A 19156-nucleotide genomic window follows, 5' to 3' on the forward strand; every position below is an offset into this window, starting at 1 on the left:
CTCGGGCGAGGTCAACCGTTCGGGCGATGTCGATCGGGACGGGCGGGTCAGGCCCCGCGCTCGAAGCGCAGCGAGCGCTCGCGCACGTTGTCGAGGTGGCGGCGCAGCGCGGCCACCGGCTCGTCCACGCCGCCGGAGGCGAACGCGTCGACGACGCCGCCGTGCTCCGCGACCGCCTCCTCGACGTCGGGGACGCCCTGCAGCGCGGTCTGGCGCATCCGGTGCACCTGGGCGCCGAGGGTCTCCGACATCTGCACGAGATAGCGGTTGCGGGCGTGGTGGAGCACGACGTCGTGGAACTCGGTGTCGGCGGCGAAGTACTCCGCGGTCAGCGACGGGTCGACCCGGCCCTGCGCGAGTGCGGCGGCCACGCGCTCGCCGGCCGCGGCGTGGCGGGCGTGCGCGGACCGCAGGTCGGCGAGCATGTCCGGGGTCGCGGGGGCGGCCATGCGCGCGGCGGTGGTCTCCAGCATCAGCCGGGCGTCGAAGAGCTCGGCGAGCTGGTCGGCGGCCAGCGGCGGCGCGACCCGGTAGCCCTTGAGCGCCTCGCGGGTCACCAGGCCGGTCCGCTCCAGCTGGACCATGGCCTCGCGCACCGGGGTGGGGGAGACGTCGAGGTCGCGCGCGATGGTGTCGATGCCCAGCCGCGTGCCCGGCTCGAGCCCGCCGGAGAGCAGCAGCTCGAGGATGCGCTCGTAGACGTGGTCGCGCAGGCCGCGGCGCTCGATCCCGCCGCGCAGCCCCGGGGTGCTGGCACTCATCGGGCTCCCTCCAGGTCGGCGACCTCGTCGAGGATCGCGGCGACGGCGCGCGGGTCGTGGGCGAAGCGGCCCAGGAACATGCCGTCGACGCCGTCGGCGATGCGGGGCAGCAGGCCCGGCCCGGCGCTCCCACCGTAGATCACCGCGGCGCCCGGGAGTCCCGCGACGTGCGCACGCAACGCCGACCCGACCGCGCTGACGTGCGCGGCCGGGGCCGGTTCGGGGGCGCCGATCGCCCAGACGGGCTCGTAGGCGACGACGACCGGACCCGTGTGCCCGGCCGCGAGTGCCGGGGCGAGCGCGTGGTCGACCTGGGCCCGCACGGCGTCGGCGGCCCGCCCCGCCCCGGACCGGTCGGTCTCGCCGACGCACAGGACCGGGGTGAGGCCGTTGCGCAGCGCGGCGAGCGTCTTCGCGGCGACGACGTCGTCGGTCTCGCCGAAGTGGGCCCGGCGCTCGGCGTGCCCGACCTCGGCCAGCGTGGCTCCCACCTCGACCAGGACGGGCGCGGTGACCTCCCCGGTCCACGGGCCGTCGTCGTGCACGGCCACGTCCTGGGCGCCGACGGCGATCCCGGCCGGGCGGGCGATCTCCACGGCCGCGGGGATGGACGGGAACTGGGGGAGCGCGAACAGCGTCGCCGCCCCGGAGGCGACGGCCCGGTGCCCGGCGGCGATCGCCGCGACCGCGCGCAGCCAGTCGCAGGTGCGGGCGTGGCCGAGGTAGGTCTTGAGGCTCGACCCGATCAGCACAGGTGCTCCCCGGCCGTGCGCACGACCAGCGCGAACGACACCGCGCCCGGGTCGGGGGTGCCGACGCTGCGCTCGCCGTGGGCCCGCGCCCGGCCCAGGCGGGCCGCGAGCCGCGCGGTGTCCTCGGCGGCCCGCCCGGCGGCGTCGGCGGCGGCGGCCCAGGCGAGCGGCAGGTCCTCGCCCGCGCCGACGCGCTCGTCGAGGACGGTGGCGAACGGGACGAGGGCGTCGACCATGGTCTTGTCCCCGACGGCGGCCCCGCCCGCGGCGGCGACGGCCCGCTCGGCGGCGCGGACCGCGGCGGCGACGGCGGCCTCGTCCGGGGTGGCGGTGTCACCGAGCGCGGTGCCGAGCGCGTCGAGCAGGGCGGCCCAGATCGCCCCGGAGGTGCCGCCCGCGCGGTCGCCCCAGGCGTCGGCGGCGTGGCGGAGCACGGTCCCGGCGCCCGCGCCGCGGGCGGCGGCCTCCGCGGCGGCCTCCCGGGCGGCGCGTCCGCCGCGCTGCATGCCGATACCGTGGTCGCCGTCGCCCGCGACGCGGTCGAGCCGCCCGAGCCGGTCGGCCTCGGCGTCGAGCACCGCGGCGACCGCGTCGAACGCGGCGGCGACCCGCGCACCGCAGGCCCGCGACCCCGGAGATCCCTCGGTCACCGCGGCCGGCGCGCCGGCCGCGGTGACCTGCGGTGCGGCGGCGGTGCCGTGGTGCCCGGCGACCGACCCGCGGCGGAACGCGGGGGTGTCGCACGGGGCGGTCCACAGCCGCTCCAGCTCGCCGGGGCCGTCGTCGAGCCAGAGCAGGGTCAGCGAGGCCCCCGCCATGTCGAAGCTGGTGCAGAACTCGCCGACCTCGGGGTCGACGACGGTGAGCCCGGCCTCGCCGAGCAGCCGGTGCACGGCGCCGTAGACGACGTAGAGCTCCTCGTACTTGACCGAGCCGAGGCCGTTGAGGATCGGGACGACGCGGTCACCGGCCCCGGCGGGCCGCTCGGCGAGCAGGCCGCGGACCAGCAGCTCGGCGAGCCCGGCCGCGGTGGGCACGTCGGTCTCGTCGATGCCCGGCTCGCCGTGGATGCCCAGCCCGACCGCCATCCGCCCGTCCGGCACGGTGAACAGCGGGGAGCCCGCGCCGGGCAGGGTGCAGCCGTCGAAGGCGACGCCCAGCGACCGGGTCCGCTCGTTGGCCAGCCGGGCGACGCGCTCGACGCCGTCGAGGTCGTAGCCCGCCTCGCAGGCCGCACCGGCGACCTTGAACACGCACAGGTCCCCGGCGATCCCGCGGCGCAGTGCGGGGTCGGCGGCGCTGGAGACGTCGTCGGTGACCACCACGGTGCGGCAGTCCACCCCGGCCTCGCGCAGCCGGGCCTGGGCGGCGTCGAAGTTCAGGACGTCGCCGGCGTAGTTGCCGTAGGACATCAGCACCCCGCGGCCCCGGTCCGCCGCGGCGGCGACGGAGTGGACCTGCTGGGTCGAGGGCGAGGCGAACAGGTTGCCCATCGCCGCGCCGTGCGCGAGCCCCGGACCGACGAGCCCGGCGAAGGCGGGGTAGTGCCCGGACCCGCCGCCGACGACCAGCGACACCGTCGGCCGGTCGGCCTCGGTCGAGCGCACCACCCCGCCCGGTACGGCCCGCAGCCAGCGCGCGGAGGCCGCGGCGAGCCCGGTGGTCATCTCTGCGGCGAAGTCGTCCGGGTCGTTGAACAGGCGCGTCATCGCGGTCCCCTCGTCCTGGCGGTGCGGATCTCATCGATCCTATAGGAAGTAGGACGGCGGCGACCAGGCCCGGCGGGCGCCCCCGCGTTTCACCGGCGTCACACGGGCCGCACGGTGGGATGGCTCGGTGAGCACGTCTGCCTCCACCGGCCCGGACCCGATCACCCCCGCCCGCGACGCGGAGCGGCTCGAGCGTGCGGTGCTCGAGGTGAAGCGGGTGATCGTCGGCCAGGACCGGCTGGTCGAGCGGATGCTCGTCGGGCTGCTCGCCAAGGGGCACCTGCTGCTGGAGGGCGTGCCCGGCGTCGCGAAGACCCTGGCCGTCGAGACCTTCGCCCGGGTGGTCGGCGGCAGCTTCTCCCGCCTGCAGTTCACCCCCGACCTGGTGCCCGCCGACATCCTCGGCACCCGGATCTACCGGCAGGGCCGCGAGGAGTTCGACGTCGAGCTGGGCCCGGTCGTCGCGAACTTCGTGCTCGCCGACGAGATCAACCGCGCCCCGGCCAAGGTGCAGTCCGCGATGCTCGAGGTGATGGCCGAGCGCAAGCTGTCCCTCGCCGGGCGCGACCACCCGATGCCCGACCCGTTCCTGGTGCTCGCCACCCAGAACCCGATCGAGAACGAGGGCGTCTACCCGCTGCCCGAGGCGCAGCGCGACCGCTTCCTGTTCAAGCTGATCATCGAGTACCCGGGCGTCGAGGAGGAGCGGGAGATCATCTACCGGATGGGGTCGACCCCGCCGGAGGCCGCCCAGGTTCTCACCCCCGACGAGCTGGTCCGCCTGCAGCGCACCGCCGCGGACGTGTTCGTGCACCACGCGCTCGTCGACTACGTCGTGCGCCTGGTCGTCGCCACCCGGCTGCCCGGCGAGCACGGCCTGTCCGACGTGGCGTCCTGGATCGCCTACGGCGCCTCGCCGCGCGCCTCGCTGGGCATCGTCTCCGCGGCCCGCGCGCTGGCCCTGGTCCGCGGCCGGGACTACGTGCTGCCCCAGGACGTCCTGGAGGTCGCGCCGGACGTGCTGCGCCACCGCCTGGTCCTGTCCTACGACGCGATCGCCGACCAGGTGCCGGTCGACCACATCGTCGGCCGGGTCCTGCAGGCCGTGCCGCTGCCGCAGGTCAGCGCCCGGCCGGGCACCGTGCCCGAGCCCGCCGCGTGGCCGCCCGCCCCGGGCGCGCCCGCGCCGCACGGCACCGCCGCCCCGCAGCCGGGCCCGGCAGGTGGCCCGGCGTGACCGGACCGGGGACCGGCCCGGAGCGCGGCGCCGCCCCCGCCGGGTCCGCCGACCTGGTCCGGCTCGAGGCGTCGCTGCGGACCCTGGAGCTCACCGTCCGGCGCCGGCTGGACGGGCTGCTGCAGGGCAACCACGTGGGCCTGCTGCCCGGCCCGGGCACCGAGCCCGGCGACGCGCGGCCCTACCAGCCCGGCGACGACGTCCGCCGGATGGACTGGTCGGTCACCGCCCGCACCACCGCGCCGCACGTGCGCGAGACCGTCGCCGACCGCGAGCTGGAGACGTGGGCGGTGGTCGACCTGTCGCGCAGCATCGACTACGGCACCGCCGCCACCGACAAGCGCCACCTCGCGCTGGCCGCGCTGACCGCTGTCGCCCAGCTGACGGCCGGCGGCGGGAACCGGCTCGGCGCGGTCGTCGCGAACGGGGCGATGACGCTGCGCCTGCCCGCGCGCGGCGGCCTCGCGCACGCCCGCGGCCTGGTCCGCAGGGTCGCCACCGCGCCACCGGCGCCGGAGGGCGTCCGCGGTGACCTCGCCGCCGCGCTCGACGAGCTGCGCCGCCCGCCGCGCCGGCGCGGGCTGGTCGCGGTGGTGTCGGACTTCCTCGGTGAACCGGTGTGGGAGCGGTCGCTGCGCGCGCTCTCGGCCCGCCACGAGCTGCTCGCGGTCGAGCTGCTCGACCCCCGCGAGCTGGACCTGCCCGACGTCGGCACCGTCGTGCTGGCCGACCCCGAGACCGGCCGCCAGCGGGAGGTCGAGACGACCCCGCTGCTGCGCCGCGAGTTCGCCGCCGCCGCGTCGGCGCACCGCGACCGGGTCGCTGCGGCGCTGCGGCGCTGCGGGGCCGGGCACCTGACGCTGCGCACCGACTCGGACTGGGTGTCCGACATCGTCCGGTTCGCGGTGGCGCGCAAGCACGCCGCCGGGCCGCGCGTCCCCCGGAGGCCGGCATGAACTTCGCGTCCCCGTGGTGGCTGCTGGGGCTGCTGGTCGTCGCCGCGCTGGTCGTCGCCTACGTGTGGCTGCTGCGCCGGCGCCGCCGCGACGTCGTGCGCTTCACCAACCTGGAGCTGCTGGAGTCCGTCGCGCCGAGGCGGCCCGGCCGGTGGCGCCACCTGCCCGCGATCGGGCTGATCGCGGCGCTGGCGGTGCTGACCGTGGCGCTGGCCGGGCCGCAGGCCATGGCCAAGGTGCCGCGCAACCGCGCCACCGTCATGCTCGTCATCGACGTGTCGCTGTCGATGAAGGCCACCGACGTCGCCCCGACCCGGCTCGCCGCGGCGCAGGCCGCGGCCAAGCAGTTCGCCGACCAGCTGACCCCGGGCGTCAACCTCGGGCTGGTGTCCTTCGCCGGGACGGCCGCGGTGCTGGTCTCGCCGACGACCGACCGCAACTCGGTCAAGAACGGCGTGGACAACCTGCAGCTCGCCGAGTCCACCGCGACCGGCGAGGCGATCTTCACCGCGATGCAGTCGATCGACACGTTCTCCCGCTCCCTGCAGGGCGGCCCGGACGCGGCGGGCGTGCCGCCGCCGTCGCGGATCGTGCTGCTCTCCGACGGCACCCAGACCGTGCCCGGGCCGGACGGGGAGAACGACCCGCGCGGCTCGTTCACCGCCGCGGCCGAGGCGAAGACGCGCGGCATCCCCGTGTCGACGATCTCCTTCGGCACGAGCTACGGCACGATCGAGCTCGACGGCGGGCGCACCCCGGTCGCCGTCGACGACGCCTCGATGGAGCGCATCGCCCAGCTCTCGGGCGGGCGGTTCTTCACCGCCGCCACCGAGTCCGAGCTGCGCGCGGTGTACTCCGACCTGTCCGAGGAGCTCGGCTACGAGGAACGCGAGGTCGACGCGAGCCGGCCGTGGATGGTGGGCGGGTTCGTGCTGCTGATCGGCGGGCTCGGGGCGGGGATCCTGCTCGGCCGCCGCCTGCCGTGACCCGGCGCGTCGTGAGGGTGATCTCCGCGCCGCGGTACCGGCGGGTAGTGCGTTAGGTTCACCCCTCGTGGGACGCAGCGTGCTCGTGACCGGAGGAAACCGCGGCATCGGACTGGCGATCGCGAGAGCGTTCGCCGCCGAGGGGGACAAGGTGGCGGTGACCTACCGCTCCGGCAAGGACGACGTCCCCGCCGACCTGCTGCCGGTGCACTGCGACGTCACCGACGCCGACTCCGTCGACGCCGCCTTCTCCGAGGCCGAGGCCGCGCACGGCCCGGTCGAGGTCCTCGTCTCCAACGCCGGCATCACCGACGACGGCCTGCTCATGCGGATGGGGGAGGAGTCGTTCACCAAGGTCGTCGACGCCAACCTGACCGCCGCCTACCGGGTCGCCAAGCGCGCCTCGCGCGGGATGCTCAAGGCCAAGAAGGGCCGGATGATCTTCGTGTCGTCGGTCGTCGGCCTCAGCGGGTCCGCCGGGCAGGTCAACTACGCCGCCTCGAAGTCCGGGCTGGTCGGGCTGGCCCGCTCGGTCGCCCGCGAGCTCGGCAGCCGCGGCATCACCGCGAACGTCGTCGCGCCGGGGTTCGTCGACACCGACATGACCCGGGCGCTGCCGGAGAAGCGGCGCGAGGAGATCCTCGGGACCATCCCGCTGTCGCGCTACGCCGACGCCGACGAGATCGCCTCGGTCGTCACCTTCCTCGCCTCCCCGGGCGCCGGCTACGTCACCGGGGCGATCGTCCCGGTCGACGGCGGCCTGGGCATGGGCCACTAGCCACGGGCCACCGGCCCACACCGCGCAGGAACTTCGAAAGGACGTCATGGGACTGCTCGACGGCAAGCGGCTGCTGATCACCGGTGTGATCACCGACGCCTCGCTCGCCTTCCACTCCGCCAAGATCGCCCAGGAGCAGGGCGCCGAGGTCGTGCTCACCGGGTTCGGCCGGATGCGCCTGGTCGAGCGGATCGCGCAGCGGCTGCCGAAGCCCGCCCCGGTCGTCGAGCTGGACGTGTCCGACCAGGAGCAGCTCGACTCGCTCGTCGAGCGGATCACCCCGCACCTGGGCGAGGAGCCGCGCCTGGACGGCGTGCTGCACTCGATCGGGTTCGCCCCGGCGGGCGCCCTGGGCGAGGGCGCGTTCCTCACCGCGCAGTGGGAGGACGTCGCCACGACCATCCAGGTCAGCGCGTACTCGCTGAAGTCCCTGGCGATGGCGTGCAAGCCGCTGCTCGGGCCGGGCAGCTCCATCGTCGGCATGGACTTCGACAACCGCCAGGCCTGGCCCGCCTACGACTGGATGGGCGTCGCCAAGTCCGCGCTGGAGTCGGTGACCCGCTACCTGGCCCGCGACCTGGGGCGCGACGGCATCCGGGTCAACCTCGTCGCCGCGGGCCCGGTGCGCACGATGGCCGCCCGCTCCATCCCCGGCTTCGCCGCCTTCGAGGACGTCTGGGACAAGCGCGCCCCGCTGGGCTGGGACATGAACGACCCGGTGCCGGTCGCGAAGACGGTGTGCGCGGCGCTGTCGGACTGGATGCCCACCACCACCGGGTCGATGATCATGGCCGACGGCGGGGTGCACGCGGTCGGAGTGTGACGCCGGTCGGCGCGCCGGGACGGCGGCGTCGATAATCGGGCCCGTGCCCGAACAGTTCGACGCCATCCTCCTGCTCAGCTTCGGCGGCCCCGAGGCCCCCGACGAGGTCCGCCCGTTCCTGGAGAACGTGACCCGGGGCCGTGGGGTGCCGCCGGAGCGCCTCGACGCCGTCGAGGAGCACTACCAGCACTTCGGTGGCGTCTCGCCGATCAACGCCCGCAACCGCGAGCTGGTCGAGGCGATCGCGTCGCGCACCGAGCTGCCGGTGTACTTCGGCAACCGCAACTGGCGCCCGTTCGCCGAGGACACCGTCCGCGAGATGGCGGCCGACGGGGTCCGGCGCGCGCTGGTGTTCGCGACCAGCGCCTACGGCGGCTACTCGGCGTGCCGCCAGTACCACGAGGACATCGCCCGGGCCCGGGACGCGGTCGGCGACGGCGCGCCGGAGCTGGTCAAGCTGCGCCACTTCCACGACCACCCGGACTTCGTGCGCGCCAACGCCGACGCCGTGCGCGCCGCGCTGGCCCGGCTGCCCGAGGAGCAGCGCGCCGCGGCCCGGCTGGTGTTCACCGCGCACTCCGTGCCGAACTCCGCGGACGCCGCCGCCGGCACCCCCGCCGACGGCGGGCACCGCTACTCCCGCCAGGTCGGTGAGGCCGCCGCGCTGGTCGCCGCCGAGGTGGGCGTCGACGACTTCGACGTCGTCTGGCAGTCGCGCTCGGGGCCGCCGCAGGTGCCGTGGCTCGAGCCCGACATCGTCGACCACCTCGACGACCTGCACGCGAAGGGGGTCGGCGCGGTCGTCGTCGCGCCGGTCGGGTTCGTGTCCGACCACGTCGAGGTGATCTGGGACCTGGACAACGAGGCCGCCGAGCGCGCGGCCGAGCACGGGATGGCCTTCGCCCGCGCGGCCACCGCCGGTCCGGACCCGCGCTTCGCCGACATGGTGATCGAGCTCGTGCGCGAGCACACCGGTGACGTCACGGCGCGGCGGTTGGGCACCGTCCCGGCGGCGGGGTGCACCCGCAACGGTGCGCCGTGCGCCGTCGACTGCTGCGTGCCGCAGCGCCGCCCGACCCGGACGAGCTGACCCGCTCGCGCCGGCGTCGCGGTCACGGAGGCAGCGCGCCCGATGTCTACAGTCCGGTAACCGTTCGTCCGGATTGTTGCGGTTCGTCCCCGAATGGGGTGAGGTTCCGCACCATGTCTTCCGTACCGACCACGGCACCGTCGCAACCCGGCGTGCTCGAGAGCATCGAGAACTCCATCAACGCGGTGTTCGACCCCATCTCGACCGGGTTGTCGAACATCGTCTTCTACGAGGTGACGGTCCTCGGCGCCGACTTCCCGCTCATCGTCGGCTGGCTGATCCTGGCCGGGGTGCTGTTCACGCTGTACTTCGGCTTCGTCCAGTTCCGCAGCATCGCCCTCGCCCTGCGCATCGTCCGCGGCCGCTACACCCGGCGCGACGAGCCGGGCGAGATCACCCACTTCCAGGCCCTGGCCTCGGCGCTCTCGGGGACCGTCGGCCTGGGCAACATCGCGGGCGTCGGCGTCGCGGTGACGATCGGTGGTCCCGGCGCGACGTTCTGGATGATCGTCGCCGGGCTGCTGAGCATGGCGACGAAGTTCGTGGAGTGCACCCTCGGCGTGAAGTACCGCGAGGTGCACGCCGACGGCACCGTGTCCGGCGGTCCGATGCACTACCTGCGGATCGGTGTCGCCGAGCGCGTCCCCAACGCGTTCGGCCGCGGCCTGGGCAAGGTCCTGGCCGCCGGTGCCGCGGTGATGATCCTGTTCTTCGGCGTCGCCGGCGGGAACATGTTCCAGGCCAACCAGACCTTCGCCCAGCTGCGCAACGTGACCGGCGGGGAGACCGGGCTGCTCGGCAGCGGCGGCGCGGCGTTCGTCTTCGGCCTGCTGCTGGCCGCCCTGGTCGGGGCGGTCGTGTTCGGCGGGATCAGGTCCGTCGGCGCGGTCACCGGCCGCCTCGTCCCGGCGATGGCGATCGTCTACGTGGCCGCCTGTCTGATCGTGATCGCGGTGAACATCACCCAGGTGCCGACGGCGGTCGGGCTCATCCTCGCGGGCGCCTTCTCGCCCGAGGGCGTGGTGGGCGGCGTGCTCGGCGCGATGATCGTCGGTTTCCAGCGGGCGGCCTTCTCGAACGAGGCGGGCCTCGGGTCCTCGCCGATCGCCCACTCGGCGGTGCGGACGAAGAACCCCGCGACCGAGGGGTACGTGGCGCTGATCGAGCCGTTCGTCGACACCGTGGTCATCTGCACGATGACCGCGCTGACGATCGTCATCGCCGGGACGCCGTTCTGGCAGCAGGCGCAGGCGACGGCGTTCGCCACCGACGGCGCCGAGGTGGCCGACGGCGTGCTGGTCACCTCCGACGCGTTCGCGACGGTGCTGCCGTGGTTCCCGTACGTGCTCGCCGTCGCGGTGTTCCTGTTCGCGGTCTCGACGATCATCACCTGGGGCTACTACGGCCAGAAGGCGTGGACCTACCTGTTCGGCAAGAACACCCTGTCCGAGCGGGTCTACCAGGCGGTCTTCTGCTTCTTCGTGATCGTCGGCTCGGTGCTGACGCTGGGCAGCGTCCTCGACTTCGCCGACGCGGTGCTCTTCCTGCTGGCCGTGTTCAACATCATGGGCCTCTACGTGCTCGCCCCGGTGGTGAAGCAGGAGGTGCGCGCGTTCCGGGCGCGGCTCGCCTCCGGCGAGGTCACCGAGGTGGAGCCGTCCGAGCGGGCGATGCTCTGACCCGTCGCGTGGGTCCGGCTCAGAGCCGGGCCCACGCCCGGGCGAGCAGCGCGTAGGACCGCAGACGGTCCTCCAGGGTCGGGGCGACCGTCTCGACGACGAGCTCGTCGGCCTCGACGGCCTCGACGATCGCCGAGAGCCGCTCGGCCACCGCGGTGGGCGTGCCGACGACGCGGGTGCGGATCCGGTCGTCGAGCGCGACGTGCTCGGCCGGGGTCAGCGGCGCGAGCGTGGCCCGCTCCCGCGCGGTGGGGTAGAACATCGGGCCGGTGTCGAGGGCCAGCGCGCGCATCCAGACGTCGTAGCCGGCGCCGAGCGCGGCCGCCTCGTCCTCGGTGGCCGCGGTCAGCGCGGACACCGCGACGGCGACGTGCGGCCGGTCCCGGTAGGGGCCCGGCTCGAACCGCTCCCGGTAGGTGTCGACGGCCTCGAGGACGGTGGTGGGCCGCGCGAAGTAGGCCACGCCCATCGGCAGGCCGTTGCGGGCGGCGTACTCGGCGCTCTCCCCGGCGCTCGCGGCGTGCACCCAGACCTGCGGGGTCACCGCGTCGAGCAGGCCGACGGGGGCGCCCTGCAGGCCGGGTTCCTTGCCGGCGAGCAGGCGCAGCAGCTGGTCGCAGCGCCCGGAGAAGGTGCCCAGTCCGCGCTCGAGCAGGCGGGCCTCGACGTGCGGGCGGTCGTGCTCGACACCGACCGTGCGCGGGGTGCGGGCGGCCACCGACCGGCCGAGCCCCAGGTCGGCGCGGCCGCCGGACAGCGCGGACAGCAGCGTCGCGTCCTCGGCCAGGCGCAGCGGCGGGTGGTAGGCGACGAGCGTGGCCGCGACGCCGAGCCGGATCCGCTCGGTCCGGGCGGCGAGGTGCGCGAGCAGCACCATCGGGCTCGTCGAACCGAGCGCGGGGTTCAGGTGGTGCTCGCCGACCCAGTACCGGAGCATGCCGAGCGACTCGGCGTGCCGCGCCAGCGCGATCGCGTCGGCGACGACGTCGGCGGCGGTTCCGCCGGGCCGGACCGGGCCGAGGTCCAGGCACGACAGCGGGATGGGGGACAGCGTGAGCTCCTGTGACCAGAGGTGCACGGGACTCGCACCGGGTATCCACCCCGGAATGTAGAGGCGGCGGGGGAGGGGGTCAACGCGCCCACGGCGCGTCCAGGTCTCCCGCGACGTGACGGTGGCGACTGCCCGCGCGCACCGCACCGCTGCTCCGGACGGACGCAGCACCAGCCTCCACGGGCGGCTGCGGTGCAGGTCAGCGGATCTGTCCCCGCCGTGGAGCGGTCGGCCGGGGGACCGGAGGGGCCGGACACGGACCCGGCACGGGGGTGAGCCCCCGCCATTGAGGTCAATGCATCGTTGACGCCGGCGTCCCGTCAACGGTACGGCGACCCCCGGCGCCCGGCGGTCCGGTCCTCCGGTGTCATTGAAACGTTGACGCCGTCGTTCCGTCGTCGAAACGACGACACCCCGGGTCTTGACGGCCGGAGACCGGCCGCACGGCGGGTCAGGACCGGCGGGGGCGGGTGGTCAGGCGCTGCAGGCCGTCGACGACGGTGTCGGTCATGTCCTGCGTGCCGCCGTGCCCGGTCCCGTCGAGCAGGTGCAGCTCGCTGCCCGGCCAGGCGCGGTGCAGCCGCCAGGCGATGTCCGGGGGACTGCTGACGTCCTGCAGGCCGTGCACGAGGACGCCCGGGACGCCGGCGAGGCGGGCGGCGCCGGCGAGGAGCCGGCCGTCCGGGAGGAACGCGGCGTGGCGCCAGTAGTGGGTGACGAGCCGGGCGACCTCGAGCCGGAACCGCGGGTCGTCGTAGCGGGGGTCGGGGCGGTGGCCGGGCGCGAGCGAGACGTGGGCGTCCTCCCAGCGGCACCACTCGCGGGCCGCCCGCTCCCGGACGCCGGCGTCGGGATCGGCGAGCATCGCGGCGTAGGCGTCGACGAGCCGGGCGCCCCGCAGCGACGGCGGCACGGCGGCGGCGAAACGCTCCCACTCCCGCGGGAACAGCCGCCCCATGTCCTCGGTGATCCAGCGGACCTCCCGCTGCGAGGTGGTGACGACGGCGGCGAGGACGAGCGCGTCGACCCTGTCCCGGTGGGCATCGGCATAGGCCAGGGCGAGGGTGCTGCCCCACGAGACGCCGAGGACGGTCCAGCTGCGGATCCCCAGCAGCGTGCGGAGCTGCTCGATGTCGGACAGCAGGTGTGCCGTGGTGTTGGTGCGCAGCAGGTCGACGGCGGGATCGGCGGCCGACGGGCGGCTGCGGCCGCAGCCCCGCTGGTCGAACAGCACGATCCGGCAGCGCCGCGGGTCGGCGTAGCGCCGCGCGCCGGTCCCGGCGCCGGAACCGGGCCCGCCGTGCAGGTACAGCACCGGGCGGCCGTCGGGCCGGCCGCAGGACTCCCAGTGGACCGACTGGCCGTCGTCGGTGGTGAGGGTGCCCGCGTCGTGCGGCTCGATGCGCGGGAACAGGCTCACCGGTGGCTCCCGGCGCGTGGGCGGGGTCCGGGGGAGGGTGCGCGCCGCCCCCGCCACCAGGAGACGGCGAGTGCGAGCACGAGCACCGCCGGTACGGCGACGGCGAGCACCCGGTCGGTGCCGACGATCCCGGCCGCGAGCTGCGAGCTCTCGTGCAGCAGCCGCCCGACGGTCAGGCCGGTGCCCGCCCAGGCGACGGCGATCGGGACGGCGACCAGCACGAACGCGCGGGTGCTCAGACCGGTCCCGACCAGGCGCGGGACCAGCGTGCGTACGACCGCGAACCACTGCGACAGCGCCACCGCCGTACGGGGCCGGTGCCCGGCCGCGTCGAGGCAGGCCCGGACCAGCGGCACCGCGCGCGCCCTCGGCGGGACCGATGGGGAGGCCACCGTCCGGCCCCGGCGGAACGCCACGACACGCCCCGCCGCGGCCGCGACGCACACCGACGGCGCGCTCGCCCACCACGGCACCGCCCCGGAGGCGCTCAGGAGCCCGACCGCGACCGGTACCCCGAACCCGGGCAGGACGACCCCGACGAGCAGCGCCGACTCGCACAGCACGAGCACCGTCGCGAGCGCCAGGACCAGCGGGCCCGGGACGGCGGCGAGCAGGTCGAACGGCGTCACCGGGGTCGGTGGGGGAGACGTGGCCGCATGCCCCCAGGGTGACGCACCGGTCCCGGTCAGGTCCCGGGGGCCTGCGGCGGGTGCTCCCACATCGTCGCGCGGAACAGGTCCCAGAACCCGAGCCGGTGGTAGACCGGGCGCCCGTCGTCGCTGGAGATCAGCACCGCGGGCAGCTCCGGGGCCACGGCGCAGGCGGCCGCGGTGACGGCCGCGCCGTACCCGCGTCCGCGGTGCCCGGGCAGCGTCGCGACCCAGTCGAGCTCGACGATCCCGTGGTGGACGGCGGCGCCCGCGGTGGCGACGGGCCGGCCGTCGACGTAGCCGACGACCAGGTGCACCAGGCCGCCGGTGAGCCGGGGGTCGGCGACGGCGGGGCGGCCGACGTCGGCGAGGCCGAAGCCGGCGACGAGGACCCGCTCGAAGTCCTCGGCGGGGGCGTCGGGGACCACGCGGACGGTCAGCCCGGGCGGGACCGGCGGGTACGGGCCCGGCGGGCGGAACATCAGCGGGGGGTGGCCGACCGGGGTCAGGCCGGGCGCGTGGGGGAGCGGGAACAGGGAGAGCAGCACCCACCAGCGCTGCGGCGGGAAGAACCCGGCCGCGGTCCGCAGGACGGTCCCGATGCGGTCGTCGTCGGCGGGGGCGGTGAGGACGACGGCGTTGTCGTAGCCGAAGGGGGACCCGAGGTCGGCGAGCACGGCGCCGGGCACCCGCAGCGAGCGGCCCCCGGTGCGGGCCGCCATCGCGGTGACGCGGTCGGCGTAGGCGTGCACGAAGCGGCGGGCGAGGCTGTCGGAGACGGGGACGAGGTCGTCCCAGCCGTCGGACAGGGGGACGACGGTGTCCATCGGGACAGCTCAGCGCAGCCGGGCGGGGCCCGCCAGGGCCGTTCGGCCGTGTGCCGGGCGGCACCGCGCGGGTGGCGGGCCGGTGGTCACAGCCCGGCCAGCAGCGCGGCCGAGTTGTCCTCCCACGCGTCGTCGATGCGGACGTAGGTCCCGATGGTCGCCAGCGAGCGGTGCCGGGTCTGGTGCGCGATGGCCCGGTCGGACGCCCCGCGCTGGTGGGCGTAGGTGACGTGACCCGCCCGCAGCGAGTGCGCCGACCAGGGGCCGGGACCGATGTCGGCGCGGGCGACGGCGCGCTGCACGATCGCGTTGACCGACTCCGGGTGCAGCGGCCCGTCGGCGACGCGGTTGCCGCGGGTGACCCGGCGCAGCACCGGCCCCTCGGTGATGCCGGCGGCGTCGAGCCAGGCGGTCAGCGCGGTGACCGGGCAGCGGGCGGCGCGCGCGGTGTGCGGCAGGACGACGAGCTCGGGCTCGGTGCCGTAGGGGTTGGTCTTGGAGCGGGGGATCGACAGCACCCTCCCGCGCGGGTGGTCGGCGACGTCGGCGACGGTGAGGGCGGCGAGCTCGGAGCGGCGCAGCGCGGAGAAGAAGCCGACGAGCAGCAGCGCGCGGTCGCGCAGCCCGGCGAGGTCGCCCTCGGCCGGGCGGGTGGTGAACGTGCGGGTGGCCGGGCAGGCGTCGACGACGTCGTCCAGGTCGGGCGGCATCAGCGCGCGGGCCTGCACCGGCGGGGCGCCGTGGGTGCGGCGGATGCCCTCCCAGACGGTGGCGACGCGGCGGGCGTCGCCGGGGTCGGGCAGGTCCCGCATGACGTGCACGAACCGGATCGAGGACAGCCTGCGGCTGATCGTGCCGACCCTGGCCCCCGCGCCGGCGAGCTCGGTGATGTAGCCCGACAGCGCCTCCGGGGCGGCGGGCAGCGGGGTGTGGCCGTGGCGCGCACACCAGGAGCTGAACTCCCGCCAGTCCGAGGCGTAGCCGCGGCGGGTGTTGGGGGCGCGGGCGGCGGCGACGTAGGCGGCCTCCTCGGCGGTGAGCGGGAGGTCGACGCGGGGGGCGAGCAGCTCGGCGGCGGGGACTCCGGCGTGGGCCGGGACGGGTTCCGTCACGGGGGTCAGTCTGCCGCCCCGGGCGCCGCGGCGACGAGCACCACGCCCGCGCCGCTCGCCCCGTCGGGGGGCAGCCTCAGCTCGGCCTCGGGCCGCAGCCCCGCGTCGCGCAGGAGGACGGTCAGCTGCTCGGGCTGCCAGAGGTGGGTCGTCCAGGTCACGGGGACGCCGCCGTAGGCCTCGGTGCGCACGAGGTCGCCGTCGCCGACGTGGGTGGCCAGGACGAGCCGCCCGCCGGGCGCCAGCGCGCGGGCGAAGGAGGCCAGCACCTGCGCCAGCACGTCGCGGGGCAGGTTGAACAGCGACCACCACCCGAGGATCCCCGCGAGCGAGGCGTCGGCCGCGCGCAGCCCGGTCGCGGAGGCGACGGCGAAGCGGCAGTGCGGGTGGAGGCGGCGGGCGTGCGCGATCATGCGGGGCGAGAGGTCCACCCCGGAGGCGTCGACACCCCGTTCCACCAGGTACGCGGTGACCTGGCCGGGCCCGCAGCCGACGTCGAGGACGGGCCCGCGCCCGGCGACGGAGTCGGCGAAGACGTCCATGGCGGCCCGCAGCCACGGATGGCTGCGCACGTCGCCGATGCCGGTGGACACGACCATGTCGACGTAGTTGTCCGCGACACGGTCGTAGGAGTCGCGGACCGCGTCGAGATCGGCGGGGCGGCGGGGCGCGGAGGGGTGCACGGGGCGGACGGTAGGGCCGGCCACCGACAGGAAGGGACGCGCGGGCTCAGCCCGCCCGTCCCGCGGCGTCGCGCAGCGGCCCGGCGACCCAGGACGTGACCTCGGCGGGGGAGCGCAGCCGTACCACCGGCAGGTCCGGACGCCGGTCGGCGAGGTCGGGTACGCGCTCGCGGTACGCGCCGCGGGTCGCGACGGCCCACCGCACGATGTGGTCGCGGTCGTGCAGCACCCCGTGCAGCGGGGGCTCGACGTTGCCGTTCCACAGCTGCTCGCGGTGGCGCCGCCGGCGCGCCGTGCGGCGCACGACGCGCGGGAAGGTGACCGTCCAGAACGGCAGGTCCAGCCAGACGAGCAGGTCGGCGTGGTCGGCGAGGGTCTCGCGGACGGCGCCGTACTGCCACTCGGTGGTCCAGGCCGGCGTGCCGACGAGGTCGGCGACGTCGGCGGTGAACGAGGGCCGCGGCACCCACCCCGGTCCGTGGAACAGGGCGTCGATCTCGGTGTGCGGGGCGTCGACGGCCCGGGCGATGCGGGCCGCGAGGGTGGTCTTGCCCGAGCCCGACACCCCGGCGACGAGGATGCGGCGTGGGCGGGCGGGCAGCGGCTCGTCGTGGCGCAGCACGTGCTCACCGTAGTGCGCTGCCCACCCCGGTCCGGGCGGCGCAGCGGCCGGTGACCGGCGGTGTCGCCGGACCCCCGGGCAGGTGCGGGTGCGTGCCGCGGCGCCGGGCGGCGTGCGCGGCGAGGCCGGTCGCGGCGGCGAGCAGCAGCAGCGGCAGCCCGATCACCCCGGTCGGGACGACGCCGTGCAGCGCGACCCCGGCGGCGACGGCGCCGACGAACACCGCGATCCGGGCCCCGGTGGCCGGGTCCCAGCGCCGCGCGCCGGGTTCGGCGATCCCGGACACCCAGTTCGTCACGGTTCCGGTGAAGTAGTTCGTGGGTGTCCCGGCGGGGCCGACCCGGCGCAGCGCGGCGCCCTGCACGCCCATCGCGCCGGCGGTCACCGCGAGCACCGGGCCGACCGGGAAGGCGTGTCCGGGCCCGCCGAGGACCCAGGCGACGCAGGCCACGGTGAGCACGGCCAGCTCCAGCGCGAGGGTGAGGGCGACCGCGCCGCGCGGGCCGAGGACGCGACCGGCGAGTCCCGCCGTCCTGGTCCCGGCGACGAGCCCGGCCGCGTAGCCCCCCAGGGCGCAGGCGGCGGGGACGAGCGCGGCCGGCGTCCCGGTGCCCGCGCCCAGTCCGAGGGCGACGAGGTTGCCGGTCATGGCACCGGCGACGACGTCGTGGAAGGCGGAGAACACCGCCCCGTCCAGGGATCCGGCCGCGGCGGCGAGCAGGAGCGGTACGGCGGCGAGCGTGCGTGCGGCGTGGTTGTCGCGATCGATGTCGAACACGGCCGCAGCCTCCGGTCCCGACGATCAACGGCGGGCTCAATCCGCGGCAAGGCGCACCCCTTCCCGTTGCACCGCAGCAGGTCCCACTCCGCACCGCCGTCTCGGCAACACGGGATTCTGTGCATTATCCGGTGTTACGCAGGTTCGGTACGAACAAACTGATACAAGGGTTCTGGTTCGTATGCTGCTAACCTCTCACGGTGAACGACACCGTGGTGCGTTGCGGGTACAGCCGTTGCCGGGCCGAGCTCCCGCCGCCGGGGCCGCAGGGCGGGCGTCCGCGCTCGTTCTGCCGCGACACGCGCTGGGAGGGCGGCCGCTCCTGCGCACAGATGGCCCGCACCGAACGGGAGGCGCTGGGCGCGCTCGGGCTCGACACCGGCACCGGCGCGTTCGCCCTGGACGCCGACCGGCTGCGCGAGCACGTCGCCGCCGTCGCCGGGCCGGTCGCGGCGCTGGCGCAGGCGCTCGCCGCGGTGTCCGCCCGTCTCGACGAGGTCGAGCACGACGCGCTCGCCGCCACCGAGGCCGCCCGGTTGGCGGCCGCGGAGTCCGACGCCGCCCGCCGGCGTGCCGACACCGACCGCGACGCGGCCGTGGCCCGGGCCCGCGCCGCCGAGGACGAGGCGGCCGGAGCCCGCACCGAGCGCGACGAGGCCGCCGCCCGGGCCGAGGAGTCCGCGCGCGCCGCCCTGCGGGCGACCGAGGCTCTGGGTGCGGCGCGTCAGCAGGCCGCCGACGCCGTCGCGGCCCGCGACGCCGCCGACGCCGACGCCCGTGCGGCACGGGAGGCGGCCGCCGCCGCGGAGCGGGAGCGCGAGGCCGCGGTCCTGACCTCCCGCGGCGCCGGGCACGATCGCGACACCGCCCGGGAGCAGGCCCGCACCCTGCAGGAGCGGCTCGCGGGCGCGCAGGGGGAGCGGGACACGCTGCGCACCGAGCGGGACCGGGTCCGCGCCGAGGCCGCCGACCTGCGCGAGACCGTCGCCGCACAGCACGGCCGCCTCACCGCCGGGCAGGACGCGCTCGCCGCGGCCCGTGCCGCCGCCGACGAGCTGCGCGAGCGCCACGACGCCCTGACCACGACCGCCGGCGAGGCCCGCGCCCGCGTCGGGGAGCTGACCGCAGCCCTGGACCGGGCCCGGCGCGAGCGCGACGAGCTGCGGGCCGAGCCGGCCCGGCTGCACCCCGAGGACCTGGCCGCGCTCACCACGGCCCTGCGGCCCGGGAGCGGGGCCTAGT

Annotated in this window: 19 protein-coding genes; 8 read left to right on the forward strand and 11 right to left on the reverse strand. The window is 76.2% G+C overall.

Features of this window, described 5'->3' with window-relative positions:
* Nucleotides 1–47 precede the first annotated feature (47 nt).
* The 3 genes from WJX68_RS22000 to WJX68_RS22010 are packed head-to-tail and all read right to left on the reverse strand — an operon-like array spanning nucleotide 48 to nucleotide 3222.
* Entirely contained in the window at nucleotides 48–761 is a 714-nt protein-coding gene (locus WJX68_RS22000) for a GntR family transcriptional regulator (RefSeq protein ID WP_340294168.1), read from the reverse strand.
* Entirely contained in the window at nucleotides 758–1513 is a 756-nt protein-coding gene (locus tag WJX68_RS22005) for a triose-phosphate isomerase family protein (protein WP_340294170.1), read from the reverse strand. The genes WJX68_RS22000 and WJX68_RS22005 overlap by 4 nt, the downstream gene beginning before the upstream one ends.
* Nucleotides 1507–3222 carry a dihydroxyacetone kinase family protein gene (locus WJX68_RS22010; RefSeq protein ID WP_340294172.1) on the reverse strand — a complete coding sequence of 572 codons (1716 nt, stop codon included), beginning with the start codon at nucleotides 3220–3222 and terminating at the stop codon, nucleotides 1507–1509. The genes WJX68_RS22005 and WJX68_RS22010 overlap by 7 nt, the downstream gene beginning before the upstream one ends.
* Nucleotides 3223–3349: 127 nt before the next feature.
* On the opposite strand from WJX68_RS22010, the gene WJX68_RS22015 reads away from it, so the two are divergent.
* The 7 genes from WJX68_RS22015 (at nucleotide 3350) to WJX68_RS22045 (ending at nucleotide 10771) form a co-directional block, all read left to right on the forward strand.
* Nucleotides 3350–4459, forward strand: coding sequence for an AAA family ATPase (locus WJX68_RS22015; RefSeq protein ID WP_340294174.1), 1110 nt, complete (start codon nucleotides 3350–3352; stop codon nucleotides 4457–4459).
* Nucleotides 4460–4512: 53 nt separating this feature from the next.
* Nucleotides 4513–5415 (forward strand): DUF58 domain-containing protein, encoded by a 903-nt coding sequence (locus tag WJX68_RS22020; protein ID WP_340294218.1) that lies wholly within the window; start codon nucleotides 4513–4515, stop codon nucleotides 5413–5415.
* Nucleotides 5412–6401 (forward strand): VWA domain-containing protein, encoded by a 990-nt coding sequence (locus tag WJX68_RS22025; RefSeq protein ID WP_340294176.1) that lies wholly within the window; start codon nucleotides 5412–5414, stop codon nucleotides 6399–6401. Before WJX68_RS22020 ends, WJX68_RS22025 begins: the two co-directional genes overlap by 4 nt.
* Nucleotides 6402–6468: 67 nt before the next feature.
* Entirely contained in the window at nucleotides 6469–7179 is a 711-nt protein-coding gene (fabG, locus tag WJX68_RS22030) for a 3-oxoacyl-ACP reductase FabG (protein WP_340294178.1), read from the forward strand.
* 46 nt (nucleotides 7180–7225) lie between these two features.
* Nucleotides 7226–8002, forward strand: coding sequence for an enoyl-ACP reductase FabI (gene fabI / locus WJX68_RS22035; RefSeq protein ID WP_340294180.1), 777 nt, complete (start codon nucleotides 7226–7228; stop codon nucleotides 8000–8002).
* 43 nt (nucleotides 8003–8045) lie between these two features.
* On the forward strand, nucleotides 8046–9092 hold the full coding sequence (locus WJX68_RS22040) for a ferrochelatase (protein ID WP_340294182.1): 1047 nt from the start codon (nucleotides 8046–8048) through the stop codon (nucleotides 9090–9092).
* A gap of 113 nt (nucleotides 9093–9205) precedes the next feature.
* Nucleotides 9206–10771: an alanine/glycine:cation symporter family protein gene (locus WJX68_RS22045; RefSeq protein WP_340294184.1), complete on the forward strand. Its 1566-nt coding sequence runs from the start codon at nucleotides 9206–9208 to the stop codon at nucleotides 10769–10771.
* 19 nt (nucleotides 10772–10790) lie between these two features.
* Here WJX68_RS22045 and WJX68_RS22050 read toward each other — a convergent pair whose 3' ends face one another.
* The 8 genes from WJX68_RS22050 to WJX68_RS22085 form a co-directional block, all read right to left on the reverse strand.
* Nucleotides 10791–11849: an MsnO8 family LLM class oxidoreductase gene (locus WJX68_RS22050; protein ID WP_340294186.1), complete on the reverse strand. Its 1059-nt coding sequence runs from the start codon at nucleotides 11847–11849 to the stop codon at nucleotides 10791–10793.
* 424 nt (nucleotides 11850–12273) lie between these two features.
* Entirely contained in the window at nucleotides 12274–13242 is a 969-nt protein-coding gene (gene pip, locus WJX68_RS22055; RefSeq protein WP_340294188.1) for a prolyl aminopeptidase, read from the reverse strand.
* Nucleotides 13239–13871 (reverse strand): DedA family protein, encoded by a 633-nt coding sequence (locus tag WJX68_RS22060; RefSeq protein ID WP_340294190.1) that lies wholly within the window; start codon nucleotides 13869–13871, stop codon nucleotides 13239–13241. The genes pip and WJX68_RS22060 overlap by 4 nt, the downstream gene beginning before the upstream one ends.
* A 56-nt stretch (nucleotides 13872–13927) precedes the next feature.
* Nucleotides 13928–14719, reverse strand: a complete 792-nt coding sequence (locus WJX68_RS22065) for a GNAT family N-acetyltransferase (protein ID WP_340294192.1) — start codon at nucleotides 14717–14719, stop codon at nucleotides 13928–13930.
* Between the two features lie 86 nt (nucleotides 14720–14805).
* Nucleotides 14806–15831, reverse strand: coding sequence for a site-specific integrase (locus WJX68_RS22070; RefSeq protein ID WP_340294194.1), 1026 nt, complete (start codon nucleotides 15829–15831; stop codon nucleotides 14806–14808).
* A gap of 5 nt (nucleotides 15832–15836) precedes the next feature.
* Complete coding sequence (locus WJX68_RS22075) at nucleotides 15837–16514, reverse strand: class I SAM-dependent DNA methyltransferase (RefSeq protein WP_340294196.1); 678 nt, start codon at nucleotides 16512–16514, stop codon at nucleotides 15837–15839.
* Between the two features lie 46 nt (nucleotides 16515–16560).
* Nucleotides 16561–17136 (reverse strand): P-loop NTPase family protein, encoded by a 576-nt coding sequence (locus tag WJX68_RS22080; RefSeq protein ID WP_340294198.1) that lies wholly within the window; start codon nucleotides 17134–17136, stop codon nucleotides 16561–16563.
* 4 nt (nucleotides 17137–17140) lie between these two features.
* Nucleotides 17141–17914 carry a YoaK family protein gene (locus WJX68_RS22085; RefSeq protein WP_340294200.1) on the reverse strand — a complete coding sequence of 258 codons (774 nt, stop codon included), beginning with the start codon at nucleotides 17912–17914 and terminating at the stop codon, nucleotides 17141–17143.
* A 200-nt stretch (nucleotides 17915–18114) separates the two neighbouring features.
* Here WJX68_RS22085 and WJX68_RS22090 point away from each other — a divergent pair, with 200 nt between their 5' ends.
* Nucleotides 18115–19155 carry a response regulator receiver protein gene (locus tag WJX68_RS22090; RefSeq protein ID WP_340294202.1) on the forward strand — a complete coding sequence of 347 codons (1041 nt, stop codon included), beginning with the start codon at nucleotides 18115–18117 and terminating at the stop codon, nucleotides 19153–19155.
* Nucleotide 19156: the final 1 nt, after the last annotated feature.

The organism is Pseudonocardia spirodelae (genome assembly GCF_037727765.1).
GTDB classification, from domain to species: Bacteria; Actinomycetota; Actinomycetes; order Mycobacteriales; family Pseudonocardiaceae; genus Pseudonocardia; species Pseudonocardia spirodelae.